General features: G+C 62.5%; 16 protein-coding genes. 5 read left to right on the top strand and 11 right to left on the bottom strand.

Annotation, left to right across the window (positions count from 1 at the left end; all coding sequences use genetic code 11):
* Positions 1-2 precede the first annotated feature (2 nt).
* Genes FJ946_RS05470 through FJ946_RS05450 form a run of 5 tightly spaced genes read right to left on the bottom strand, consistent with a single transcriptional unit; the run spans position 3 to position 4958 of the window.
* Entirely contained in the window at positions 3-950 is a 948-nt protein-coding gene (locus tag FJ946_RS05470; RefSeq protein WP_140515160.1) for a RimK family alpha-L-glutamate ligase, read from the bottom strand.
* A gap of 51 nt (positions 951-1001) precedes the next feature.
* Positions 1002-1958: a methenyltetrahydromethanopterin cyclohydrolase gene (mch, locus tag FJ946_RS05465; RefSeq protein WP_140566622.1), complete on the bottom strand. Its 957-nt coding sequence runs from the start codon at positions 1956-1958 to the stop codon at positions 1002-1004.
* The gene (locus FJ946_RS05460; protein ID WP_224519076.1) at positions 1955-3016 is read right to left on the bottom strand and encodes an ATP-grasp domain-containing protein; all 1062 of its coding nucleotides are present in this window, start codon (positions 3014-3016) and stop codon (positions 1955-1957) included. Before FJ946_RS05460 ends, mch begins: the two co-directional genes overlap by 4 nt.
* A gap of 46 nt (positions 3017-3062) precedes the next feature.
* On the bottom strand, positions 3063-3956 hold the full coding sequence (locus tag FJ946_RS05455; RefSeq protein WP_140566625.1) for an NAD(P)-dependent methylenetetrahydromethanopterin dehydrogenase: 894 nt from the start codon (positions 3954-3956) through the stop codon (positions 3063-3065).
* Between the two features lie 30 nt (positions 3957-3986).
* Positions 3987-4958 (bottom strand): beta-ribofuranosylaminobenzene 5'-phosphate synthase family protein, encoded by a 972-nt coding sequence (locus FJ946_RS05450; protein WP_140524695.1) that lies wholly within the window; start codon positions 4956-4958, stop codon positions 3987-3989.
* A 156-nt stretch (positions 4959-5114) separates the two neighbouring features.
* Here FJ946_RS05450 and FJ946_RS05445 point away from each other — a divergent pair, with 156 nt between their 5' ends.
* From FJ946_RS05445 to FJ946_RS05425, 5 genes are all read left to right on the top strand, one after another.
* Positions 5115-5495, top strand: coding sequence for a 4a-hydroxytetrahydrobiopterin dehydratase (locus tag FJ946_RS05445; RefSeq protein ID WP_140566628.1), 381 nt, complete (start codon positions 5115-5117; stop codon positions 5493-5495).
* Positions 5496-5613: 118 nt separating this feature from the next.
* Positions 5614-6720, top strand: a complete 1107-nt coding sequence (locus tag FJ946_RS05440; RefSeq protein ID WP_140566631.1) for a tungsten formylmethanofuran dehydrogenase — start codon at positions 5614-5616, stop codon at positions 6718-6720.
* Positions 6714-8345, top strand: a complete 1632-nt coding sequence (locus FJ946_RS05435; protein WP_140566634.1) for a formylmethanofuran dehydrogenase subunit A — start codon at positions 6714-6716, stop codon at positions 8343-8345. The genes FJ946_RS05440 and FJ946_RS05435 overlap by 7 nt, the downstream gene beginning before the upstream one ends.
* Positions 8333-9241, top strand: coding sequence for a formylmethanofuran--tetrahydromethanopterin N-formyltransferase (gene fhcD, locus FJ946_RS05430; RefSeq protein WP_140515165.1), 909 nt, complete (start codon positions 8333-8335; stop codon positions 9239-9241). The genes FJ946_RS05435 and fhcD overlap by 13 nt, the downstream gene beginning before the upstream one ends.
* Positions 9238-10050 carry a formylmethanofuran dehydrogenase subunit C gene (locus tag FJ946_RS05425; protein WP_140566637.1) on the top strand — a complete coding sequence of 271 codons (813 nt, stop codon included), beginning with the start codon at positions 9238-9240 and terminating at the stop codon, positions 10048-10050. Before fhcD ends, FJ946_RS05425 begins: the two co-directional genes overlap by 4 nt.
* 124 nt (positions 10051-10174) lie before the next feature.
* On the opposite strand, the gene FJ946_RS05420 is transcribed toward FJ946_RS05425, so the two are convergent.
* The 6 genes from FJ946_RS05420 to FJ946_RS05395 form a co-directional block, all read right to left on the bottom strand.
* Entirely contained in the window at positions 10175-10921 is a 747-nt protein-coding gene (locus tag FJ946_RS05420; protein ID WP_140566639.1) for a GGDEF domain-containing protein, read from the bottom strand.
* A 104-nt stretch (positions 10922-11025) separates the two neighbouring features.
* A complete protein-coding gene (locus FJ946_RS05415) occupies positions 11026-11712 on the bottom strand; it encodes a thermonuclease family protein (protein WP_140566642.1) in 687 nt (228 codons plus the stop codon).
* Positions 11713-11731: 19 nt separating this feature from the next.
* Positions 11732-12931, bottom strand: a complete 1200-nt coding sequence (locus FJ946_RS05410) for an ABC transporter substrate-binding protein (protein WP_140566645.1) — start codon at positions 12929-12931, stop codon at positions 11732-11734.
* A 92-nt stretch (positions 12932-13023) separates the two neighbouring features.
* The gene (locus tag FJ946_RS05405; RefSeq protein WP_140498147.1) at positions 13024-13299 is read right to left on the bottom strand and encodes a hypothetical protein; all 276 of its coding nucleotides are present in this window, start codon (positions 13297-13299) and stop codon (positions 13024-13026) included.
* Between the two features lie 68 nt (positions 13300-13367).
* Complete coding sequence (locus tag FJ946_RS05400) at positions 13368-13736, bottom strand: hypothetical protein (protein WP_140498145.1); 369 nt, start codon at positions 13734-13736, stop codon at positions 13368-13370.
* 26 nt (positions 13737-13762) lie between these two features.
* Complete coding sequence (locus FJ946_RS05395; RefSeq protein ID WP_140732202.1) at positions 13763-26554, bottom strand: DUF5801 repeats-in-toxin domain-containing protein; 12792 nt, start codon at positions 26552-26554, stop codon at positions 13763-13765.
* Positions 26555-26652 lie beyond the last annotated feature (98 nt).

The following is a 26652-nucleotide window of genomic DNA, read 5'->3' as shown; positions in this document are numbered from 1 at the left end:
CGTTACGAATTCGCCGGCGCGGTGAAACGGAAGGGCCGCGGCGCGGCGGTCGCTTCGGTGCGGTCGGCCAGGAATTTCAGCAGGGCATCGGCGATCGCTTCGGCGATGTTCACAGCGACCACCGATTGCAGTCCTGACCAGGCGGGCATGCTGTTCACCTCGAGTACGAACAAGCTGCCATCGTCGGCTCGCACGATGTCCACGCCGGCGAAATCCGCGCCGACGGCGGCTGACGCGGCGACAGCCAGCGATGCCAGCTCAGCCTTGCCAGGTCCCGAAACCGGCTCCGGCACGCCACCCCGGTTGACGTTCGTGATCCAGTCGTCGCTGCTGCGGCTCATCATCGCGACTGTTTCGCCGGCGCAGACAAAAACGCGGAAATCCCGGAAGGGCGGGCCGGCGCGCGACACATAGTGCTGGAGATAGTAGACGCTGTTCACCTCGTCTGCGGCGGGAAGGTCGGAGAGCGTACGGATCAGCCTTATCCCGCGGCCTTGCGCCCCGAACAATGGTTTCAGCACCAGCGGTCCCTCCCGAAGCTCCTGCGCCGCGATCTCCTTGGCGGCGGCAAGTCCTTCGACGGCGAATGTCGGTGGCGTTGGCAGGCCAGCATTTTTCAAGAGGAAAGTCGTCATCGACTTGTCGACGCAGCGTTCGACCGCCTGCGCCGAATTCCACACGGGAACCGACAGCCGGCTCAGCGCGTGCAGTACCCCGAGGCGCCGGGTGATCGCTTCGAACGATCCTGCGGCGATCGAACGGACGAGCACGGCATCGGGCAGCGCACCGCCGAAACCGGGGATCGAAAGTCCGCCCGGGCTGCCGGTGTCGAACGCGATCGCCGCCAGCGGCACGGTTGCAACAATAGCGCCCCGTCGACCAAGCCTTGCCGCGAGGCCACTTGAGCCGGTGTCCGAATTGTCGCTGACGATCAGGATGCGAGGGATCATGTGGTGCCTCGGATGTGGCGGATGACGGACGGGTCTCTTTGTGCCGCCATGCTAACCGAGGCTCCGTTCGAGCATCTTTGGATCACGCCGGCCAGCGCGAAACGTATCGCCGGTTTCGATCGCCGTCACGATCACTTCGGCCGGGCTGAACAACAGTGGATCGATGGCATAGAAATCCCCCTTGAACCGCTTGAAGATCTCGGCAAAGGGTTGACCGTAGTCCCGTGAGGCGCGGCTCGGAAGTTTCTCCGCGAGGTTGCTGGCCTCTTTTGCCGACCCTTTTACGAAGAGCTGGACGCTGCCGCCATAGATGATGGCATCGTTCGTTCTGCCCATGGCGGTCAGGAAATCCGGGTGGGGGGCGGGGATTGGCGCCGCTCCGATGCCGTCGACAACGTTCTCCAGCGGAAATTTGAGATCGTTGGCCTTGTGCAGGGCAACCTCGAGCGCGCGCGCAACGATCTGCAGGCTGCCGGCAAGGCTTTGCGTCGGCGCGTAGAGGAAGGTGAGCTTGTCGGTTGCCAGTCCGGTTGCCTTGCTCACTTTCTCGACGATTGCTGGGGGAGGCGGTTTGGCAGTCTCCAGGATAAGCACGGCGGACGATGCGGTGTCTCGATAGGAAAGCGCGTCGAACAGGGGTTCGACGCGGGCGAGTGCCCGCGCCGGTCCCGATCCCATGGCGAAATAGTCCTGGGCAGACAGGTTCCAGCCCGCATATTGACTGCCTAGGCAGGCCAGTACGGGCTGCGACGAGCGCACCTCGACGGTGAACGGCCATTTCCGCTCCGTGCGGTCCATGAACACCGAAACGCTGCCGAGACCGCCCATCGCCGCCTCCGCCATGCGCAGCCCGGCCTCGACGCTGCCGGGCGCCTTGGCGCCGACATCGATAAGGAGCTCGCCCAAGATTCCCTTGGAAGCGGCGATCCGCAGCCGTTCGGCGTCGCTGATCATGCCGTCAGCGATGCGCTGTGCATTGTCGTTCAGGAATGCCGAACCGTCTTTCATGTCCGGTCTCCTTCCCATTGGAGTTGCAACCGGCGGGCTTGCCCCTTGATGAGCCGCCTGGTCAAATCGGCGTTCGGACCGCGCGCGAAGACGGTGCAGACGGGGTCGCCGGCAATCAGAGGGGTGCCGGGCGACTGATGGTCAGCGGTCCATTCGGGCCACGCAATCGACGGAAACCGCGCGATTGGCGTCGCGGCGTAGGTCACCATTGAAGCCATCGAATCGACGAAGCGTGGCAAACGGTAAGTTCCGCCGGTTGCAGCTCGCAGATGTGCTTCGATCAGCGGCGCGTCGGCCTCGTCAAAAATGTCCAGCGTGGCGCCTGGCCGCGGATTGATCTCGATGAGCTTGTAGCCATCCGATCCGCGAATGAGATCGGCGCTGCACAATCCAACCAGGCCGGCACGGCGCGTCAGGGCTGAAAGCCAGCCGCCGATGACCGCCGCCTGCCTGCGGTCGAAGCGTCTCAGCCGCACGGCCCCGCCATAGCGGTAGGGCGCCGTGGAGACGGGGGAAGTCCATTGTTGGCTGAAGCCGACGATGCGCGCGGCCTGGCCGTCGCCGACGAAGAGGGCCGAGACGCTGCGTCCGGCGACGAAACGCTGGAAATAGCGGCCGGTGGTCTGGCTTTCTCCGGCCGCCTGTCTGATATGCCCACCCCCGGCGCCGCCCACGGTCTTGGCCACCCAGCTGTCTGGCTCAGGCGGTCGATCCCACCGGAATTCCGGATGTGGGATGCCGAGTTCGGCACAATCCGCGGCCAGCAATTGCGGGTCCTTGATCCTGCTGATCGCCGCGCCGCGATTGCCGGCAAGCGGAAAATGGCGAGCGACGGCGTCGACAGTCTCCGTCATCCGCTCAAAACCCGAGCCCAGGACGACGGCGACCGGCTGGTCTTCGCCGACCAGGTCCCGAAGCGTCTCGATGATGCGCTCGCCGTCGATGCCGTCCTGTAGGTTACCCGGCAGCTTGGTCGTTCGTTCTGCCAGCGCAACCGTATCGGTATCGCAGAAGAAATCAGCGACCAACGGACGGTAGCCCGCACGCCGCGCAGCCATGGCCAATGCCCGGCCTGAAATCGCCGCGATCAGCAGAGATCTGGCGCTATTTGGCAATCTCGCGTGCAAGGGAAAACGCTTCCTGGAAATCGAGCGCGATCGTTTTTTCGGATTCGATCATTCTTTTGAAAAGGCCAGACTCGACCTTATATTTGACGTTGCCGATGGCAAGCGGGCCAATCCCGACGACCTTTGCCGCTTCTAGCGGGTCGCCATTGGCATTGACGGCCAATCCTTCGATGCCTGCGGGCGGGACCGCGTTGACGTCGGCGGCGATAAGCAAGCCGCTTCCTCTCAACTGGGCCTTTGAAACCACCTGGACGCCGGCTTTCGCACAAGCCAATATGACCTCACTTGCTTCGACCAGATCGGCTTTCCGGGCATCGCTCGATCCGTCAGCCGCATCGACACCGATCTTGAATCGGCTTTTGATCTCGGCAGCGATCTGTTTCACCCTTTCGATGCCGTCATGGCCGACAAGCGTGACGCGGGCGCCCTCCCTTGCCGCGATGACGGCGGTGCAGAAGCCAACCACGCCGGTGGCGCCGAAAACAGCCACCCTCGTGTCCTTCAGCCCGCGCTCGAATTTCTTCTCCAACGCTTTTTCGACCTTGGCCACCATCGCCGCGGCCGTGGTGAACGAGCCGGCCGGGTCGGCAAATACCGAAACCTGGAAAGGCGGCACCATCGCCTTCTTCGCGGCATCGAACATGTCGAGCGCCAACGAAGCATCCTTCCCGGCGATAAAGATGCCGGTATCGACACCCGCATCCGGCGGGCGCGAAAAGATCGCGTCCTGAACCAGGCCTGTCACCTCACCAAGGTCGACATCGACATAGGGGACCACGCTGTCGAAGCCAGCGTCGAGCGCCATGTTCACGTCGAACGGGCTCATGTGCTTCAACGGCGTCAGCATATGCAGGATATGTTTGCGGGCCATTTCTCGCCTTTCTGCTTGGAATCTGAAGCGTCAGCTGCCGACGAGACCGAGTCCGGTCGAACTGATCTTCGCGCCGGAGTTCCTGCCCTTGACGATCTTGATCTGGAGGCCGTCTTCAACGGCTGTCTTCTGAACCGCGCCGACGAATTTGAGCGCGGCGTCATGCGACGGCGCGAAGGCAAACCCTGTGGGTCCCCAGGAACTCTGGCCGATCCCGACGGCGCCCGCTTTATTGAGACGGTGAGCGACCATCTCGACCCGCTTTGAGGTGAACACACCGCCCTGCGCCGGAGCGAAATGGCTGCCAATCAGCATCTGTATCGCGGTGACGGCAGCGCCGAATGCCGCAAGATCGCGCTCGACCAAGGCCGGCATGATACCCATCAGTACCCTCCGGCAGATCTCGCCGCTGCCCGCCGTCGGGAAGGGTGGCAGTGAACGGAACGCCGCGACCTCTGCCTCGCCATGCAGTCCATGCCCGGCATGGTCGAGGATGAGGATGACGCGCCATTCTTCGGGAAACGGCAGCCGCGCCACGACCGGAGGCGGTCCGCCACGCTCGTCCTTGCCCGCGTCGACAATCACGCCGCCGTCTTCGAAACTTGCGATGCCGATTCCAGATCGGCCGCCTCGTTCGAGCAGGGTCGCGTCGCCGGCGACATCGAGAGGCAGGTTGTGGAGCGTTCGCAATGCAGAGGCGACGGCAAGGGCGATCTGCGTGCCGGACCCAAGGCCGGCGTGACTCGGGATCGACTGTTCGATCACCAAATGGTGCTGGCCGCGAATGCCGAGATGCCTGCAGAGCGTCGACAAGTGCTCACCGGCGCGAACGCTCTCGGAACCTTCGACTATGGTCTCGCCGGACCGCGACAGGGTGACAACGGTTTCGGGTTCACTCAACGGAAGCCCAACGCTGCCAAAGCGACGTCCGGCATCGCCATTGAGATCGAGGAAGCCAAGGTGAAGGCGAGCGGGCACTCGTACGGTAACAAAATTCGACATCTGCCCCCCGATGGGTGCATCATGGATGCATCATGGAAGTTTAGGTGCCCGACACGATGATAACTGTTTTCGTCGAGGGAGCAAGCCAAAGAGAGTGCATTCATGTTTCTGCTTGGCCTGTCGTGTTGACGGACCGAGCAATTCGGGGAGGTCGAGATGAGCGAAACGGTCAAGGAGAAGGTCTATTCGGATGCCGAGATTGCCGACCGGCTTGAGAAAGAGCTGCCGAAATGGCGCTACGAAAACGGCTGGATCCGGCGCAAATACAAGACCCACAGCTGGAAGTCGACGCTGATGGTCATCAACGCGGTTGGCCATCTCGCCGAGGCGGCGTGGCACCATCCCGATATCACCGCTTCCTATGCCTGGGTCGAGGTACGCCTGATGAATCACGCGGCGAAGGGTATCACCGAGAAGGACTTCGAGTTGGCGAGAAAGATCGAGGACGTTGTCCAGTGGCAGCCGGCCAAGGAAGGCGGAGCGCTGGAGGGAACTCCGGCGACCGATCAACGCTTCGCTTACATCAAATATGATTAAGCGCGGTCGGAGTTTGTTGATAGCGTATGAAAACATTCGTTAATCTGCTGGCAAGCGGGGTTCACGGCCAATCCAGTTTCGTCTAGGATCGGGCCGGCACCAGAAAGTAGTGTAGCGAATGGCGGTTGCTTGGATAGGCAACCGGGAAGCGCTGGTCGAGCGCGCGGCTGCGCATGCCGCGTCGCTGTTATCGTCAAGCCGGTGCCCGGTTTTCAGCTTTGATACGGACATACACGGCACGAGGGCGGCGATCGCGCTGGCCGAGCGGCTTGGCGCGGCATACGATCACACCGACGGCGCGGCACTTGCCCGAGAGACCCTGCTTTTTACCGACAGGGGCGCGATGACCGTCGCCCCTGGGGAGACGCGCCGGCGTGCCGATATCGTGGTGATCGTGGGCGAACTCGCACAAATCCATCATGATCTTGTTGCCGAACTCGCTGGCACGGTTCCCGATCTCTCGACCAGGCCCGATCTCTCGACCGGGATTGAGCGCGAGTTCTTCCTGGTGGGATCGAACGGGGTGTCCGCGCCGCCGTTGAAAAACGGGCGCAAGGCAACGCTCCTTTCCTGTGGCCAGGCTAGCCTCGGCGCCACGCTGGCGGCGCTGAGGGCGCAGTACAAGGGGCGGCAAACATCGCGACCGGTGTCGAACTTCAACGATTTCGCCAAGGCTCTGGCGGCTGCGCACTTTCCCGTGTTCCTGTTTTCAGGCCACGCCACCGATGGGTTGGCGTTGGAGATGCTGCAGGGGCTGATCGCCGATCTCAATCGCAAATCACGTGCATCTGGTCTTCATCTGCCCGCGAGCGAAAACGGGTGGGGAAGCGTGCTCGCCTCGACCTGGATGACAGGTTTTCCATTGCGCACGGGCTTTGCGCGGGGCTTCCCGGAATTCGATCCCTGGCGTTACGATGTGGCGCGCATGATCGCCGCCGGCGAAGCCGACCTGCACCTGCGGATCTCCGCCACGGTTGCCCAACTCCCGAGAAAAAGAGGACGCATGGCACTGATTGCGCTGGCTAAAACGGAAGAGCCGGTCACAGGCGCCGCGGTCACCATCGCCATTGGCGAAGCTGGAGTCGATCACGATGCGGTTGTCTATTCCAGCCGTACCGGCTCGCTGAAGTCGACTGATACCCGCGCTGCTTCGAAATTGCCCTCCGCCGCGACGATCATTCGCCTGGTCGCCAGTCGGGTTTTCGCCGAGGCATTGCCATGCTGACGAAAATTGCCAACGGCGACATCGTCGACCCCGTCAACAGCCGTCTCGGCAAGGGCGACCTGTGGATCAAGGACGGCAAGATCGTCGCGGCGCCGGCTGAGGGGGTGGCCGACCGGACCATCGAAGCCGCCGGCTGCATCGTGATGGCGGGCGCCATCGACATCCACTCCCACATTGGCGGCGGTAACGTGAATACCGCGCGGCTTCTCTTGCCCGAACAGCATGCCGCCCATCGGGCCCGACCGGCGACCACGCCGCTCTCCAATGCCGGCTGGTCGACCTTCCAGACCGGCTGTCTCTACGCCAAGATGGGCTTCACGACGGTCGTCGAACCGGCGATGTCGCCGGGATCTGCACTCCACACCCATCTCGAGCTGGCCGACATCCCGATCATCGACAAGGCGACGCTCGCCATTCTCGGCAACGACGACTTCCTGCTGTCAATGATCCGTGACGCCGCCACACCTCAAATGATCGAGGACTATGTCGCCTGGACGGTCGCCTCGACGCGAGCGCTCGGGGTCAAGGTGATCAACGCCGGTGCAGCGGCCGCCTTCAAGGAAAACGCACGCACGTTCGCGCTGGACGATGTGGTGCCTTCCTACGGCGTCAGCTCGCGCAACATCGTCAAGACGCTGCAGGCCGCCGTCGACAATCTTGGCCTGCCGCATCCTTTGCATGTCCATTGCAACAATCTGGGCATTCCCGGATCTGCGGACACGGCGGCCGCGACGATTGCGGCGGCGGATGGGCAGCCGCTGCACCTTGCCCACCTCCAGTTCTATGGCTATGGCACGGAAGGAAAGCGAAGATTTTCCTCCGCTGCCGCGCGGCTTGCCGAACTGGTCAACACGACGCCGGAAGTCACCATCGATATCGGTCAGGTGATGTTCGGTCAGACGGTCACGGTCTCCTCCGACGTCATGCGGCAGTTCTCGGCGCGGGGCAGCGCACATCCGAAAAAGACCGTCATTCATGACGGGGATGGCAATGGCGGCGGCATCGTGCCCTACAGCTATGGCAAGGACTTTTATGGCACGATGCAGTGGGCGATCGGGCTCGAGCTTTTTCTCCTGATCGACGATCCCTGGCGTGTGTTCTTCACCACCGATCACCCCAACGGTGCACCCTTTACCGCTTATCCGGCTCTGTTCGAGCTGCTGATGAGGCGGGAAGCACGCACCGAAATGGCCGCTGGACTTTCACGATCCGCCTTAGCGCACTCTACCCTGTCCGCAATCGATCGCGAATACACGTTCGAGGAAATAGCCATCATGACGCGCGCAGCGCCGGCCACGCTGCTTGGGTTGACGGATCGAGGCCATCTCGGCGCCGGCGCGATAGCCGATATTGCTGTCTATCGCAGGAACGAAAGTATCGCGAAAATGCTCGGACAGGCGGCATATGTTTTCAAGGATGGCGATCTCGTCGTGCAGGACGGGGAGATCATCCATTACCGCTGGGGCAAGGCCCTCAGGCTTAATCCACCTGTGGACAAGGCGATGGTGCGGCGTCTGGAGGACTATCACCAGCAGCGCTACGGCCTGTCCTTAGATTGGTTCAATTTCCCGGATTCCGCGATTGCGCGTGAACAGCCATTCGGCGAGGTGCCATGCCGAACGTGAGCGTAAATGGCGTAACGATCGACGATACTTTTGCCGAAGCCTTTGGGATGCGGGCAACCGCCATCATCATCACCGCGCCGAACCGGAAATGGGCACGGCAGGCGGCGATCACGATGACCGGCTTCGCCACCTCGGTAATCGGTTGCGGCTGCGAAGCGGCAATCGATGCCGACCTGCCGCCGTCAGCCACCCCGGATGGCCGGCCCGGCTGCCGCGTGATGATCTTCGCGATGGGAACCGATGAATTGCAGAAGCAACTGCTCAATCGCGTCGGGCAGTGTGTTTTGACTTCGCCGGGCTCCGCCTGCTTTGCCGGGCTGGAGGGCAGCGCTAAGCTCAAGCTCGGTTCGGCACTGCGTTATTTCGGCGACGGCTGGCAAATCTCCAAGAAGATCGGCGACAGGCATTTCTGGCGCATTCCCGTCATGGATGGTGAATTCCTCTGCGAGGCAACAACCGGACTGACGAAGGAAGCCGTCGGCGGCGGCAATTTCTTTGTCATGGCCGAAAGCAGCGCCAACGCATTGGTCGCGGCCGAGGCCGCGGTCGCCGCGATCGGAATGGTGCCCGGTGCCATCGTGCCGTTCCCGGGCGGCATCGCCCGTTCGGGTTCCAAGATAGGTGGCAAATACAAGGGCATGATCGCCTCGGCCAACGAAGCCTACGCGCCGACACTGCGCGGTGTGGTTGCGAGTGAGCTCGGCCCCGACATCAACGCCGTCCTGGAAATCGTCATTGATGGTGAGACCAATGATGCCGTTGCCGCGGCGATGAAGGCCGGCATCAAGGCCGTCATCCAGATCGGACCGAAGAAAGGCGCGGTTCGCATCGGCGCCGGCAATTACGGCGGCAAGCTCGGTAAGTTCATCTATTCGCTGAAGGATATGTTGCCATGAAGGCGCTGACCTTCACTCTTGTTGCCGAACCGCCTGAGCGCCTCGACCTGTCGCCGCTGACGCCGGAGCGGCTTGCTGGGAGCGAAAGACGGGATATCGAAAAAATCCGGATCGGCATGTCGAAGCACGGATCGAAGGTGGGCGACATTTTTCGCCTCGCCGGCAGCGATCCGCTAAGCATCGTGTTCGAAGGAGGAAGCGCGCGCCTCGACCGGGTGGCGCAAGGCATGGGAGGTGGATCGGTTCGCGTGATCGGCAATACTGGCGCGCAGGCCGGGCGCGCCATGCGCAGCGGCAAGCTGACGATCGAAGGCAATGCGGGGCCGCACGCCGGCTCTGGCATGCGCGGCGGCAGGCTGGAGATAATAGGCAATGCCGGCGATCACCTTGGTGCGCCGCTCGTCGGCGAACTGGCCGGCATGAATGGCGGCGTGCTGATCGTCAGGGGCAGGGCGGGCGCCTTCGCCGCGGACCGGATGCGGCGCGGTCTGATCTCGGTGCTGAAAGGCTCGGGCGACTATGCCGGCAGCCGCATGATCGCGGGCACGCTGGTGGTAGCCGGTGGCATCGGTGAAATGCCCGGCTACCTGATGCGTCGCGGTTCGATCCTTCTTGATCGCGCGCCAGGACATCTGTCGCCGAGCTTCGTCGAGTGTGGCGCGCCCGAGAGCGTTTTTGCCACCGTCATCGATCGCCATCTGATCGCCGAAGGCATTTTGAAACGGCCGCTGCTGGGGAGCGCACCACATAAATATGGCGGCGACAACGCGGTGCTTGGAATGGGCGAGGTTCTCTTTCCGCGCCGATGAGGTTTCCGGCAACGAGATCGATCAAGTCCTTGTGCCTGTCGAGCGGCCCTGCTCGCTGAGCTTTAGGAATGTGTCCAAACGTCGATTTGCCGCCAGTTATTGGCTTCGCCAAGGTTAAAGCGGCCTACTGGAGACCTGTAGGGCGCGTTTCGGCGGATGCGCGGGCGGATAATTGCGCTTCCGCTGAGCGAAACATGTCCTCGAATCCAAGCTCGGTTTCAAACACGGTGCTTCCCAGGCTGATCGCCAGAACGTCCTCGGTCCCCTTGGGCGCGAAATAGACCCGCGCGACGCTTGCCCGAATGCGCTCGCCAATTTCTGCGGCCTCCGCTTCGGTCGTACCTGGAAGAAAGACTCCGAACATCGATGTTCCTATGCGACCTACCATATCCTCCTTGCGGACCGAAGACTGAATGGCCGATGCGACGAGCCGCAAGGCCTCATCGCCCCAATCTGGGCCGAAGCGAAGATTTATGGAGCGAAGGTGTTCGGCATGAATCACCAGGAAGGCGCCCGAGCGCGGCCCTGGCGCTGACGGCCTGGCCGCGCGCCGCTCGACCATCGAGGTGAAAACCGGGCCGTTCAGGCAGCCTGTCACCCTGTCATAGGTTTCGGCCCTGTTGAACTCCCGCCGGTAGCCGCGGATCTGGGCCTGCTTCAAGCCGATCAATACGAAAAGCGGCAGACCGATGATCAGAGGCAGCAGCACCGCAGTGACCATGCTGCGCCCGAACGGCGTCAAGACCTCGCTGAACAACAGCAAGTAATTGAGGCCCACGGAGAGGGCAAGGCTGCCAACGGTCCCCAGGAAGGCGAGCCACGCGACACCCTTCCATACCGGCTCGGTGGCGGTCATTTCGGCTTGTGCCATTACCAATCTCCTGTCAGATCGGCGAGCATAGCGCCGGCATGCGCAATTTCAGTTGCGGCAAACCATACAATTTGATCGATGTGCGAATCGTGAATCGATTTCGCCTATCGCGGCGGGCCGAAAACTCCCACCTCCGCGTCCTCGGCGACTGCTTGCGCCTTGCCATAGATGCCGGTGGGCAGCGCGATCGCCCAGCCGTTGGACACAAGCCAGGCGCCGACATCCTGCTTGCCAAGGCTACACGGCGCGGCAATGGCAAAACGTTCGATCTCCGGCGGCATGAAGCACTTCAGCGCGCGCCCACGCAGCCAGGAGTTGAAGGCGGCGCGTGCGCGCTGGCCGCAGGACCAAGCGACATCGTGAAACGAGCAGGTGGCTTCCGGTTCTATGCTGGCCACACCACTGACGGCCACTTTGCGTCCCATGGATTCGAAAGTCGCCGATGACGTTGCCATTGGCCGGAAGAGCAGGGTTTCGCGCCAGTCATCTGGCATGGGCGCTTTAGGGGGCACGGCGAGGCCGAGGTCGCCGAGCGGCGGCCGGGCTTCGATCCGCTCGATCTCGGGCAGGTCAATCGACGGCAGCGCGACAATGCCCTCGGCAACCCTGCGCGCTTCTCGCCATCTTCCGTCGAGAACAGTCGTCTGCGACCGGGCTGGTTGCCCGGCATTCTCGACACGAGTCCCAAGGGCAGGCCTGTCGGTCGCAAGCAAGGCTCCGGCATGCATGATCAGGGCAATCCCGAACAGCAGCTCGAGGCCTCCGACCGTAATGACCAGGCGGGCCAGCACAGCGTTCGTTACCGGACGGTCAGAACCCCGAGGTCGATTTGGCAACCAGTTTGAGCGCACCCTTTTCTATCCGATAGAATGGCATCGATCTTTGGCTGGATCCATCGGCGCGAAAGCGGAACAGGCCGGTCGATCCGCGAAATCCACTCGGATTTTCGAGCACCTGTTTGCTGAAACCGTCAGGTCCGACCGCGCTGGCAATTCCTGCAGTCAGCGCAACCATATCATAAGCGTAGGCTACGTTGACGTCGGCGGGATAATTGTATGTCGTCCTGAAGCGATCGGCGATCGGCCCGGTTTCGCCCGGATCGAGCGTTGCGATATAGGCTCCCTCGAACGATGGTTCCATGGGATGCTCCAGCCAACGGCTGGTTCCGACGACGGAGGTCGCCTTGCCCGCAATGCCCTTTGATTTGAGGGCGGCAAGGATAGGCGAGGGGCTGGCATCGCCGCTGGCAATGATGACAGCGTCGGGAGTGTCCACGAGCGAGGCCATTTCGTCGACCGCCTTGGCGGCGCCCTCGCCGGCCGAATATGGAACGGTGACGGCGAGCGTCGCGCCATAGATGCTGAGACTGTTGGCGACCCGCTTCTCGACCGTGCTGGCGTTCGAGCCACCCGCGACAAACAGTACGAATTTTTTTCCGCCTTTCGCGGCGATGCCCGCGGCGCCCGCCGCCGCACTGTCCGCTTCGCTGAGGCGCACGGCATAAACACCGGCGCCGCCCGCGAAATTGTCGGCAAGCGCCAGCACGGGCGGCCGCTTCGATCCCGACAATGTGGCGATATGCTGGGCTGCCGGCAGTTCGGTCGGCCCGATGACGACTTTCGTGCCGGTCGTCAGGGCTTGCAGCGCCAATTTGCCGGCCTGTGCGTTGTCGCCCTTGGTGTCCTCCACGGTCAGCGTAAGCAATCCATTGCCGATATCGGTCATCGCGAGCTTGGCGCCATCGAGCATCTTGCGGCCATTTTGCCCCGCCGATCCCGGGGCGGATAACGGCAGCAGCATGGTAATTTTCGTCGAACCGGTACCCAGCGACTGGGTTGCCTCGACCCGGCCGGCGGCCGCGGCGCCGTCCTGCCCGGCAGGCGCGGCAATCGCCGCCGGATCGAGCGCTTCGGTAACGCCCCCCTTCGACTGGCAGCCCGACAATACCGCAGCGAGCGCGAAGGCGGTTGCCCAAATCTTCAGCCCACGGACCCGTCGGCCAGCTTCCATGATTGTCCCACCCTGTTCACCGCCGGTTTATTATTCCCGGTCTGGTCTCCGACGCATGTTACGGCGAACTGGTCGTGCCGTCCTGTTTTTCTTCAGCCGCCGAAGAGCCGAGCCCTCAGCGCCCCGATCCGTCGCGCTTGCCCTGAGAAGGTATCGCGGTCCGACGAAAACGCGGAAACGCCGAACGTCGCCATCGGCAACGGCGCGGTCGGCTGATAGCTCGCGAACGCCTTGAATGTCTGTCGCATGCCACACTGCGGTTGCGTCACAATGGATCGGCTGCGCCGAGCCGGACGACGTTGTGCCATGGGAGGCTGCTCCAGCCGGTCGGCGCAAGCCAGCGTGACGACTTGGCCAATGCCGGCCACGGCGATCGCCTTCAGGAGTTGATCCGTCCGCTGCCATGGTGGCCAACAGGCGCAGGTTGCCTATCCGGTCAGTGCATGTACTCGACCATGCGATCGTGGAAACACTCGCATTTGTTGAGCGTGTCCTCGTCCTTGTAGTTCGTCTTGAGATAGCCGTAAGCCATGCCGCAGGCGACCTTGGCTTCCGAGGCCCAGACGAAAACCGGCCGGGACGAATTGATCCACTCCGAGCTGTTGGCGACGGCGACCGACTCGTCCATCAGCTTCACCACCTGATCCCTGAGATCGACGATGTTGTCGTTCAGCACCAGGTTGGAGGTGCCGACGACACCGCAATAATCGCCCGTGGGTCCTTCGATGATGTCGGCGGCATTGAGGCCCGTCGACAAGATCGACAGCAGCCCGGCCCCGAAAGCCACCCGCAAGATTCTGTTCATGTTGCTTACCCCGTTCCTTTCGCCCCTTAGGCTACGTCCTGCTTGGTACCATGGCTGTCGTCATAGAGTATTTTGACCGCTTCGGCGGCACTGTGGAACGTATAGTTCTCCAGCACCGCCACCGTGTGATAGTTGTCGCCGCCGCCATTGGTGTCGACCTTGACCTCGGCGTTCGCCGCATTGGCGGAGGACTGCGCGATCTCCACGAAGCCGCCGGCTTCGAGATCGGTGACGCCGGCCAGGCCCTTCAGCAATGCCGTAAGATCGATCTGGTCGCCCTTGGCCCCGTCATGGAAGTCGGCGATCAGGTCGGTCACCTCGAGAGAGCCGATGGCGAAGGTCTTCGTGCCGTCGGAGGCGACGGTCGGCTGTGCGGGGGCACCGAGCGAGGTGTCGAGTTCGACCTCGACATAGTTGCCGGTGGTGCCGTCGGCCATCTGGAACGTGCCGTTGCCTGTCACGGTCTGCCCGTCGATTTCGCCCACGGCGGGGCTGGCCGCCGTGCTGATCGAGACGATACCGTTATCCGCGAGGTGCGACAATTCCCCGGCATCGCTGGCGCCGTTGGTATTGGCGTCCTTCCAGATCAGCAGGCTGTCGAAGGCGGCGTCATTGTGATCGATGACGCCGTCATGATTGCCATCGAGCGAGGCGAGTGCCGCCGCCCCGCTGGCGAACTTGCCGCCGCCGAAGCTCGGCGTGAACAGCTCGGTGCCGTCGTCGATCTTGCCGTCATGGTTGAGATCCACCGCCAGCATGCCGTCATGAGATGTGTTCCAGGCGACCTGATCCTTCGCCCCATCGCCATTGATGTCGAACTGGACGCCATGGCTGAGGTCGGAGAAGGCAAAGCCGTCGTGGTTGAGGTCGAGGATGATGGGGTCGGTGACGCTGTTGTAGGCGACGAAGTCAGAGGCCTGCAGGCCTGCCATCTGCGTAGCGGTAACACCATTCAACGTCGCTACAAGAACTCGGCTCCCAGTGTTGCTCCAGTCTGTGTCATGCCAAATCTGTCCGACGCCAAGGGTCGAATTGAAAACAGCCACATAGGTGTTTGTAGCAGCGGCAGTTGCGGCAGCGATTTGAGTTGATGTCTGGCCAGTCGAAGAGGTAATCAGCACCAGCTGATTGTCGTCGGTAGTGTTGATAGCACCGATGCTCGATCGGGCGGTAAAATTGCCATCACTGTTGGTAAGGGGTTGTCCGGTCGCTGTTCCTGAGATGCCGAAGTTGACAGCACCGGGTCCTGTGCCTTCGAGGAAGCCAATCTTGTCGATTCCAGCTTGGAAGTCGGTAATGGTATCCATTCCCGTATTCGTCGCCAGTCGGAACTGATCCGCCCCGCCATTGCCCGTGAGGATGTCGTTGCTGCCGCCGGCGTTGATGGTGTCTGCACCTGCACCGCCGACGATAGTATCAACGCCCGAAGAGCCGATGATCTTGAAGCTCTCTGTCTGGTTGGACAGATCGAGGATCGCCGCAGTTGTCAACGTCACATTTTCCACGTTGACGATCTGCGCGTCAGACGCACTGGTGAAGTTTGCACTGACCCGCAGGGTGTCTGTTCCGCCTTCGCCGTCGATCACATAGTCGCTCTGATCGGCCACGATCATGTCGTTGCCGCCACCAGCCAATATTATGTCGACACCGCCAGCTCCGTCGAAAATATCGCCATTGCCGTCGCCGACAAGGATTTCGTTCGCAGCTGTCCCCGCTATGTCGCCGCCGCCGTTGCGGTTAAAGACTTGCACGCTTGCGGTGTCTGTTCCAGTGCCGTTCGTCGCCGTGTAATCAAAAGTTCCACCATCGGCATTGTTTCCGTCATCGATGCTTATCGTGTTCGACGAATTGTTCACCGTAAGGCCGATGACGTTTGAGACTGCCGAGATGTCGGTTGCCCCTGTATCATTGTGCAGGAAAGCCCATTCAGGCACAGTGAACTGAACGCCGTCGAAATTGGTTCGGACGAAATCGTTGCCAGTTGTAATCTCCACAACGTCAGTGACGTTTACCGTGATCTGCTGCGTGTCCGTGCCGCCGTGGCCATCCGAAACCTGAACGTTGACGACGTAGGAATTGTTGCTGTCGTTGTCTGTCGGCGCCTCGAAGTTTGGTGCCGAGAGGAAGGTGAGCACGCCGGTCGATGCATTGATCGAGAACTTGGCGAAATCCGTGCCTGCGGTGCCGAGGAGCGAATAGGTCAGCGCGTCGCCATTGGCGTCGGTCGCGTTGATGTCAGTCACCGCAGTCGTGTTTTCCGGCACGCTGAGGGTGTAATCGTTGCCACCATTGGGCGCGGTGATGACGGGTGCGGCGTTCGGGATATCCAGAACCGTTATCTGCAGATCCGCTCCGGCCGTGTCGCCGTCGCCATCCACCAGGACATAGTGGAATGTCTCGATCTTGTCCGCATTGACGTTCACCGGTGCGGTGTAGTCGTAGTCGCCCGCATGATGGATACCCTCGTCGGCGAAATAGAATGTCAGCTTGCCACCGGCGCTCGTGGTCACCTCGATCGACTTGCCATCGTTTGCAAGCAGATGCGCGCCGGGTAATGCGCCGGAAAGGCTGATGGCGTTCGTTCCATTGAACGTATAGGTCGTACCGTCGATCGCAATCGACTGGATGTGGCCGCCGTCGGCGCCAAACGCGTCGACGCCAAGGCCATGATCGGCAAGAATGCTGCCCGAGGCGGACGATGGCAGCGCACCCGCCAGCGTCGATGAGAGCTCGGTCGGATCCGTCACCGCTTCGGCAATATCGCCTGGGCGCGAGGCGATCTGCGCCAGGAAATTTGTATTGGCGATATCGCTGAAGCCAAGCGCGAAGACCTGGTTCACATGGCTGCTGGCCAGGAAATTACTCCAGCTGCTCTGCTCGTTCGCATCCAGGCTCGCTCCCGATTGCGGGTCGCCGTCGCTCAGGAAGTAGATGTTGGTGGCGTCTGCCGTGGGATGCGGCAAATTCGCGTAGCGATCGGCACTATTGCTTCTGCCGTCGATCAGGTTGGCGGCGGAGTCATATTGCGTGCCAGCCGAGAGACTATTCGAATTGAACCCGTTTACGGTGTTGATGGCACTCTGGATGTAGTTGCTTTCACCGATCGTGTACTGGCCGACGAGCTCGGCTCCTACTCCGAATGAATAGATCGTGATCTGGTTGAAGATCACTGTCGAACTGCTCAGGAAATTCTGGACCGCCGCCTGCATGAGTGCAAGCCGGGTAGTGAAACCGCCCGCGCCATCCGGATCGCTGTTCATGCTGAGCGAAAGATCGAGCACGAGGATCGCATTGAGCGTCGGCTTGCTGCCTTCGTCTACTTGCACGGTGTCCGGCCTCGCCACCGGCATATCGTCGTCGATCTTGATGCCGACCGTGCCGTTGGCGTGGTCGCCATTGGAGTCGGTGATGGTGTACCCAAGCGAAAGATTGATGTCGTTCTCGCCGCCGCCTTGCGGGTGATCGACCTCCTGCAGCAGCGTGAAGTTATAGGTCGCCGCTGTCTGGTTGACCTCAATCTTGAAGGCGGCGTGGTTGGCTGCGGCCGTCGCGCCGGACGTGTCGGTCGTGCCGTACAAGGTGTGTGAGGCCGTGTCGTAGTAATAGTGGAGCGCGACGCCGTCATGCTTCACTGTGAAAGCGCCGTCCATGACGGTGTCGCCATTGGCAACGTCGAAGCTGAGCGAGCCATGCCCGTCCGGCCCATAGCTGCCAAGCGACATGTTCGCAGGGTTCGAAGTCGTATCGTCGCCCGGGCTGTTGGTGTTGTGGACGCCCGCTGCAAGATCGTCCTCGTCGACCACGATGCTCGACGAGGTGGCGGTCGGCTGACCGGTGCTGTCGAGCCCGACGGTCAGCGTCGCGGTCGAGCTGTCGCCGTCGCCGTCCTTCAGCGTGTAGGTGAACACGTCGCTGCCGGCCAGGCCGGAGACACGGGTATAGACGTAGCTGCCGTCCTCCTGCAGAGCCAGCGTGCCGAACTGGCCGCTGACGACGAAGCCGCCGCCAGCCACATCGGTGTCCGATCCGCCAGCGCCCGTAACGCCGCTGATCTTGGCGCCGTCGGCACCCAGGGTGTCGATACCGGTGCCGTGCAGACCTTCGTTGGTGCCGGCGCCGTCTGTCACATTGCCGAGGATCGAGCTGCCTATGATGCCAGTGCCGAAGGAATCGGTGTCATTGTGGGCCGTTGGGCCATCATCGCGTATCGCGATGTCCAGCGAAGAGGTGGTGCTGCTGCCGTCGGTGTCTGTAACGACAACACCGTAGTTCGCAAACACCTGATCCTCGAGGCCACGGTCACCGGGCGTCGCATCCGCCGTTGTATTCGGATGAGTGACATTGTCGAGCAAGGTGAACTTGTAGGTCACCGTGCCGCCGGTCGCGTCTCCGACAAAGCTTGTCACCTGGAGCAATCCGTAGGCCGGGCCGCCCAAGATGGTCACCGGCGCTCCGGGCGAGGCGGCCTGTAACTCCGCCAAGGTCAGCGCTGTGGTCCCGATCGTCAGCGTGACCAGGCCGTCGGGCGATGTGAAACCGAAGGCGCCGGTGTTGCTTTCCGACGGATCGACATTGGTAGCCGGATTGTTGTCGTTTTCGCCAGATCCCGCAGGTTCGCCGCTACGGATATCCAGGCCCTTTTCATCGACGAACGTATCCCCGCCCGAAGCTTGCAGCGTCAGACCGGTAAGCGTCGTCAAGTAGTTGACGTCGACAGTGGTCGAGCCCGCCGTGACCAGATGCTCGTATTCGCTGCCCCCCGACTGCACCGACGCGATCGAATTGGAAATATTCGCCTGGTCGGTGATCTGGGCGTCCGTGTAGGTGTGGGTCACGGATCCTGTTGTAGCGCCGGTGGCGACTGTCACTGTCTCGCCATTGGCCAGCGTGAAGGTCAGTGGTGCGGTCGGTGCGACCGAACCAGGAGTGCCGGTCAGCGTCACCGTATAAAGGATCGAGCCGCCATTTTCCGAGACCGAGATTGTTGAGGACGTGAGCGTCGCCGTCACCGTGTTTGTGGTGTCGGTGACCTGCGCCGTCGCCGTTGCGGCGCCGACCAGGAGATGCTCGAAATTGCCACCGCTGGTGTTGATGATGGTCGCGGTCCGGCTCGACGCGTCGAGATAGACGTCCTCATCATTGCCTGAGGCAATCGTCAGCGTGCCGGTGGTCTGGCCGTTCGCGATCGTGATGTCGCCCTGGTTGGTTGTGATCGTGGTCACGCCCTGGGAGGCGTTCGACAGTGTTGCCGTGAAGACGTAGTTGGCCACCGCTCCTTCCGACACCGTCGAGGCGCTAAGGTTGACCGTCGTGTCGTTGGTGGTGTCGTTTATCGCAAAGCCGAAGTTGGCGGTCGACGTATCGCCGTCGCCATCCTTTACGGTGAAGGTGCCGGTTGCGGTGCCTCCAGTAAGATAGACGTCGTCGCCTTGCGCGGTGAATGTGTAGCTGCCATTCGCCATGACCGCCATCGTGCCGTGCTCGAAGACGATTGGCTGCGAGTAGCCATCGGCGCCGAACACCAGGGTCTTGCCGTTGATCTGCGTCACCGTCGCACCATCGGCGCCGGCGACGAAGTCCAGCACGCCGGTGACCGTTGTGCCCTCGGCGACGTTTTGCGAGGCACTCACACTTGCCGTCGGCGTGTCGTCATCGACATCGATCGACAGCGTGCCGGTGGCCGTGTCGTGGTCGCCGTCGGTGACGGTGTAGTTGACGCCGAACTGCAGATTGTTCTCGTCGTCGCCGGCAGGGTGCTCGATCGCATGAAGCTGCGTGACCGTGTAGGCGCCGGATGTGGTGTCGGCCAGATGCACCTTCAGCACGTCGACGACGACGCTGTTCTGCACCTGGCTGATGATCAGGTCGGTTCCTGAGTTCGAGGTCACCGAGAACCCGCCCGCAACCGGCAGCGTCGCGCCGGTGAGCAGCGTCGTACCGGCGCCGTCGGCGCCATAGCTGTGACCGAGCGTACCGGATGTGTGGGCTGTGTCGGGAGTGACATCGCCGGTGCCATCGGGATTGCCGCCCAGCCCGTCGTCATCGAGCTGGACCTGTGCATTCATCGCTGCGGCCGGCACGTCGTCCGCGACATTGACCGTAAAGCTCTGGGTGACGGAGTCGCCGTCGCCGTCGACGGCCTTGATGGTGAAGCCGAGCGGCAGCGAGGCGTCGCTGCCGCCGGTGTGGTCGTGGTCAAGCGGCTGCCAGAGGGTGAAGACAAAGGTCGGGGTGCCCACGCCGTTCAGGGTCACCATGAAGACGGGATTGGATACGGTGTCGCCTTGCTTGAAGGCGACGAGTTCCTCATCGACGCCATTGGCGGCAAGACGGACTGTGTACTCCAGCGAAACGCCGCCCGAGGTCAGCTCTTCGGGCGCCATGAGAGTGTTGCCGGGACCGCGCGCGAATTCGAGATGGCTCGATCCCTTGTCGTCCGCATTCCAGTCGATGTTGAGATCGCCGGATGTCGGCTGTACCAGGGGCAGCAGGCTCTCCGACACATTGCCCGTACCCGCGGGGCTGGTGACGACCGGAATGTCGTCGGTGACATGCACGGTGAAGGTGGACGACGTGCTGTCGCCATCCGAATCCGTCGCGGTGAAGTCGAAGGACAGGGCCTTGTCGTTGTGGTCGGCTCCAGCCGGATGGTCGATATTGTCTTGCAGGTTGAACGAATAGTTGCCGTTAGTCTGATCGTTGATCGACACGGTGAAGATGGTGCGGATGACCGAGTTGTGCGTGGCGGTCGCCGTCAGCACGGTGTCGTTGCTGGACAGAGTGTAGGTGATGGCATCGCCATTGGACGTCAGGCCAGCCTGGACGCCGGCCAACGCCGGATTGAAGGTAACCGAGCGGTCGTGAATGCCGCTGTTGGGATTGGCGTCGTCGGCTCCCCACGAGATTCCCAGCGAGCCGGTCGCGGAGGCCGCGTTGAATGCGTTTGTGGAACCCGCTGCGGTGCTTTCCGCCACGGTGGCCTCCGCCGCAGCGATCACTGGCCTGTCATTTTCGACCACAATGTTCAACGTGCCGGCCAGGTTGACGCTGTCGCCGTCGAAGTCGGTCGCCTTGAAGAGCGAGCCGATGTCGATCGCCATCGTCCCGCTGTCGCCGGAATTGAGGCTATGGTCGAGGTGATCGAGCAGCGTCAGCGTAAAGGTGCCGTTGTTGTTGTCCGCAATCGTGAATACGGTGCGACCGTCCGCCGCGACACCATCGACGGCATCGACACCCACAACGAAATGAACCGCCGATCCCCCCGACGACACGCCCGCCTGAGTTCCATTCTTTTCGACGTTGAAGGAGAAAGTCGCGTCGTCATCAGCGCCGATCGAAAGCAGTGGGACGAAGGCCGATGCCCCAAACGTAACCGAGGTTGGCTGGCTGCCGCCTTCCGAATTTCCGCTCGACAGGCCGGTCAGCGTGTCTTCGTAGACGGTCGGAAGATTGGCGCTGCCGTTCAGCGCTACCGGAATGTCGTCCTCGATGCCAATGGTGAAGACGCCGCCGCTGGTGGTGGTGGTCGACGTATAGAGGAAATTTTCGGCGCGGATCTTGTCGCCGCTGTCGAGATCGAAGCGGATCACCAGATGGTCGAACGTGCCCGCCGGGTCGATCGTGACGACTGAGCCGTTGGCCGGCACAGTCATCGTTCCTATCTGGAAACCGGAGCTCCCGGAAACCGGCACGCCGGCGCCATTGTAGGCTTCCCAGGAAATTGTGCCCGAACCGTTGCCGTTGATGGTGAAGCTCACCGCGTCGGTGCCGGGCCGCGAGAAGATGAAGCCCTCATTGTCATGGATATGATTGTCGCCGATGCCGACGCCCTGACCCGAAACGTTGAAGGAATCGCTCCCGGCGCCATTGTTGAAATCGTGAGCCAAGGCTCCATTGAACGTTAGTCCGTCGAACGTAACGCCGCCCACGGTATAGGTGCCGTAATGGCCGGAATGCAGGCTCATGCCTGTTGTGGCTGTCGTGGTCGTCGTCTCGCCGGTGATCGCGATCGTGTCGCCGTCGGCGTCGGTGAACTGGAGCGCATGTGTGAAGTCGAGCACCAGCTTCTGGTTGTCATCGTTGGCGGGGGAGTTCGGCAGGTGGTCGATCTGGTCCAGCAAGGTGAAGGTGTAGGTGCCGTTCGGCTGGACATCGAGGGTGAAGACTTTGCGGTCGCCCGCATCGAGGCCGGGTGTTCCGCTCTCGACATAGCCGGTCAGCACCGTGCCGTCGACGTGGTAGACGATCGCCTCGCCCTTCGATGTCGCCGCCGGCAAGCCAGCGGGGTTCTGGATCAGCGAGAAGGAACCGGGTTCGTCCGCCCCGGCGGAGACCAGCGAGCTCAGCGAACCGGTCGCGACCGTGCCGAGGCCATCTCCGTCGGGATTGCCGACGGAATGACCATTCGAGTTCGCCAGCAAAAGCGCGTCCTCGCCGACATTGCCGGAGACGGTGGCGCTGGTCTGCACCGGAATGTCGTCGAGGACCTGGATCAGGAAGGTCCCGGCGCCAAGGGAGATGGAGTCGCCGTCACCGTCGGTCGCGACGATATACGAGGAAAGATCGATCGGGCTCGTCAGCTGGTTTTCGCCATTGTCTCCGGCCTGGCCGTCCAGCGTGGGATGATCGATCTGATCCTTGAGCGTGAAGACGTAGGAGCCGTCGGCACTCACGGTCAGCCGGAAGACCTCGCGGTCGCCGTCCGAGAATCCGGCGCCGTTTCCTGCCTCGGCATAACCATGCAAGGTGCTCCCATCGGATACGATGAGCACATGCGCGCCCTGCGACGTAAGGCCGGAATCCGCCGGCACGGCCGTCGAGGCAAGATGAAACGCCTGGGCGCCCGGGCCGTCGGCGCCGAAGTCGACGAGCGCGGTCAGCGCGCCGGCAGCGCCCGTGACGGTCGCGGAAAGGCCGATCGCTCCCGTCTCACCCGGCCTGCCGGCATCTGGGTTGTGTCCGGCAAGCCCGTCTTCGTCGACATTCGCCGTGATCGAGGCGGTTCCGACGGCCTTCGGCCCGTCATCCTCGAAGACGATGGTCTGGGAGATGTCGGCGCTTTGTGTGATGTGGTCGCCGTCGCCATCGGTCGCGGTGACGGTGACCGAGACCGAGCCGGCGCCGAGCGCGATGCCCTCGTCGTTGCTGCTGGTGTCGGGATGCTGGAGCGAGACGTATTGCGCAACCGCGACCTGGCCGGTGGCGGCATCGACATGCAGGGCGAAGGCGACCTTGTCGGTGGCGGTAACGCCGTTGTTGTTGGCGTCATAGACGCCGATGATGTGGCCGTTGCCGTCGTTGAACAGCGAGATTGCGTGGCCATCGGTGGTCTTCAGGCCGGAATCCACGCCCGTATTGCTGGCAAGGGTGAGCGCATAGACGAGCGAATTGCTCGCTGCCGCGCCGTCGGCGCCGAACAGCGCCGTGGCGTTCACGACGCCGCCGCTGCCTTGCGCATATTGGTGCAGCGGCATGTCGGGATCGGTCCCGGCATTGACGCCGATAAACAGGTCCTTGACGGCCTGATTAGTGGTGTCGTCGGAATCGGCATCGACACCTGCGGTCTCGTCGATAACGATGATGTCGCCCACCTTGATGTTGGCAAGGAAGGTGCCGGTATTGTCGCCCTTTTCGCCGATTTCACGGAACGTCAGTGAGTTGTCGCCGGCCGTCGCCGTGACGTCGATGGCGATGGTCTGCATGACGCCCGACGTGGGATCATAGGTTCCGACCGAGACGCCGTTCCACAGCACTTCGAGCTTGGCGCTGTGTGGGAGGCTGGTGTCGTTGGCGGCGCCGATCTCGAAGGAGATGCGGTATTCGCCGGCGCTGAGCAGCATGGTCTGCGAGATCTGGATGTTGCCGGGGCTGGCCTCGAGGTCGACCATAACGCTGTTGGTCGGGCTGTCTGCACCGCGATAGCCGTCACCGACCTTCTGCAATTCGATGCTGCTGGCGCCCTCGTAAGGCGAGGCCGTGACGGTCCAGGCGCCGGCGGGACCGGTCGTGGTGCCGCTGCCCGCACCCCAGGCGTCGCCATTGGGGACGAAGCCGTCCAGGAACAGGCCGTTCAAGGCACCGTTCGGCTGCGAGATGGTCAGGCTCGGACCATCGTCGTCGAAGCTGATCTGGCCCGAGACATCGGCGCTGGCGCTGGCGGTGTCGCCGTCGCCATCGGTGACGGTCACGCTCACCGCGACCGAATGCGAGCCCAGCACCACCGTGTCGTCCGGATTGGAGGCGTTCGAATGATGAAGCGACAGATATTGCTCGACGGTCACCTTGCCGGTGGCCGGATCGATCGACAGCGCGAACGCCGCATCGCCATTGAACGTTCCGCCCTGCACGACGCCGACCACGACGCCATTGGCCAGCGTCTGCAAGGTGATCAGCGAGCCGTCGGTGACGGCAAGGCCCGAGACCGCATTGGTCACGCTCAGCGCATAGACGGTGCTGCCCGAAACGGCCGGACCGTCGGCGCCGAACAGCGCCGTGATGTTGACGAAGGCACTGTCGCTGGTGCCGTGCGCGATCGCGCCGGTGCCGCCGACATCGGGATCCTCGCCCTTGGTGACCGTACCAGTGTCGATCCCAGCCGGGGTGCTCGCGGTCGCCGTCTCGTCAAGCGCTACCGTAACGCCGGTGGCGGCGACAGCCGTCACCTTCGGCCCGTCATCGTCGAAACTGATCTGGCCCGAGACGTCGGCGCTGGCGCTGGCGGAGTCGCCATCGCTATCCGTGATCGTGACCTTCACGGCCAGCGAGCCGGCGGTGAGTGCAACCGTGTCGTCGGGATTACCGGTGTCGGAATGGTGGAGCGACAGATATTGCTCGACGGTCACCTTGCCGGTGGCCGGATCGATCGACAGCGCGAACGCGGCCTCGCCCTTGAACGCGCCGCCCTGCACGACTCCGACAACCACTCCGTTCGCAAGCGTCTGCAAGGTGATCGTTGAGCCGTCGGTGACGGTCAGGCCGGAAACGGCGTTCGTGACGCTCAGCTGATAGACGGTGGCGGTGCTTGCCGCCGGGCCGTCGCCGCCGAACAGCGCCGTCACATTGACCAGGGCGCCGTTGCTGGTGCCGGAGGTGATCGCCCCGGTACCGCCGATATCGGGATCATCGCCCTTGACGATGGTTCCTGTGTTGATCGCAGCCGCCATGCTCAAGGCCTGCGTTTCGTCGAGTGAGACCACGGCGCCGGCGTCGGCGACGACTGTCACCAAAGGTCCATCGTCGTGGAACTGGATCGCGCCGCCGATCTGGGCACCGCCGAATGCGCTGTCGCCATCGAAGTCGGTGACGGTCACCGAGGCTGTGATCTTGCCCGAGAGGGTCAGCACGTCGTCATGGGCAGCAGCGCTCGATCCATCGACAGTGTGCTCCAGCGGAGCGTATTGGGTGACCGTAAGCGTGCCATTGCCGTTGATGACGATGGTAAAGGCGGTGTGGGTGCCGCCGTTCTGATAAATGCCGGTGACCGTCGTCGCATTGGTCTGCTGCAGCGTGATCGCAAAATCGCCAATGGCCGTCTTCAGGCCCGAATCGAGCGATGCGACATTGCCGGTCAGGCCCAGCGTATAGGCGATGCCGCCGCCGGCGGCGGCCCCGTCGGCACCGAAATTGGATGCAACGGAAATAATCGGGTTGGCGCTCGTCACATCGATCGGAAAGCCGGCCGGCGAACCGGCATTGGTTTCATCGAGCACCGCGGAACTGGCTGCCGTGTTGCCCACCGTCAGGGCAGGGCTGTCGTCCTCGACGATCACGGTCATGTTGGCCGTTGCCGAGCCGCCGAACGGATCCTGCACGGTAACCGGGACGACGATGGAGAGGTCATCCTCGAAACCGGCCAGCGGGTGGTCGAGGGGACCGAGCAGGGCGATCTGGAAGGTTCCCGTGCTCGCATCCGTGATGGTGACGCTGATCACGACGTCCGATCCGACCCTGCCGACGAGATGCGTCGAATCGACCAGTTCCCACACGACGTCGGTGCCGTGCGAGGTAAGCGTCGTGGCAGGCACTCCGAGGCCGTAGGTCAGCGGATCGCCATTGGGATCCGTAGCGCCGAAGCTGCCGTTGATCACCGAAAGATTCGATTCGTCGAAGGGTGAGCCGGGATCGCCGTCCGGGTTTGCGCCGGAAAGCCCTTCTTCCGACACGCGGACGGTGAGATCGCCAAATTCCGGGTTCGCATTGGGAAGGAACAGTTCCCGCCTCTCGGCCTGCCCGAACTGCAGATCGGTCGGCGGCAAGAGCGCCGAAAGATCAAATCCATCGCCGATGCCGCCAGGAGGAATTTCAAAATTTCCACCGGCGCTCGAGGTCGAACCTCCAGGGCCAGCCGACATCGAACCATCGGCGCCGAAGGCGACATCCACATGGCTCGCCTCGAGCGCGGCGATCAAGGCGACGCGCGGTACCTCGACATCGCCAAGGACGAAGGTCGGCACGTTGAGCGCGCCGTCCTTGATCACGATGACCGAGCCGTCGGCCTGTTCGAGCACGAGATTGTGGCCGTCGACCTTGATGTTGTCGATCGAGACGTTCGCCGGAAGCTTCACGACGTTGCCGGCGTCGGCGACGTATTCGTGCGGCGCGGCTGCCGCCTGGGCCTTCGCCTCCGCGGGTGCTTCCGCCGGCGCGCCACTGCCCACATCGACCGGCACTGGTTCGGCCGCTGCCGGCGCGGCCTGTTGCGTCGAAGCCGCCTGTGCGACCTGGAACTCTGCCGGCGAGGTCTGGTCGTGACGTTCACTGGCCATGGAATGCTCGCCCCACGAACCCGAAACGGCGTCCAATTCGTTATTGATGGTCATTGCTTGTACCCCTCCGGCATTTCCCCGAAAGAGACAGCGGCAACCATTACTTTGCAACCGTCCGTCAATCTACTTTATATACCATTATATGCCTACAA

The organism is Mesorhizobium sp. B2-4-7, from assembly GCF_006442685.1.
GTDB lineage: Bacteria > Pseudomonadota > Alphaproteobacteria > Rhizobiales > Rhizobiaceae > Mesorhizobium.
This window is presented reverse-complemented; position numbering and strand designations above follow the sequence as displayed.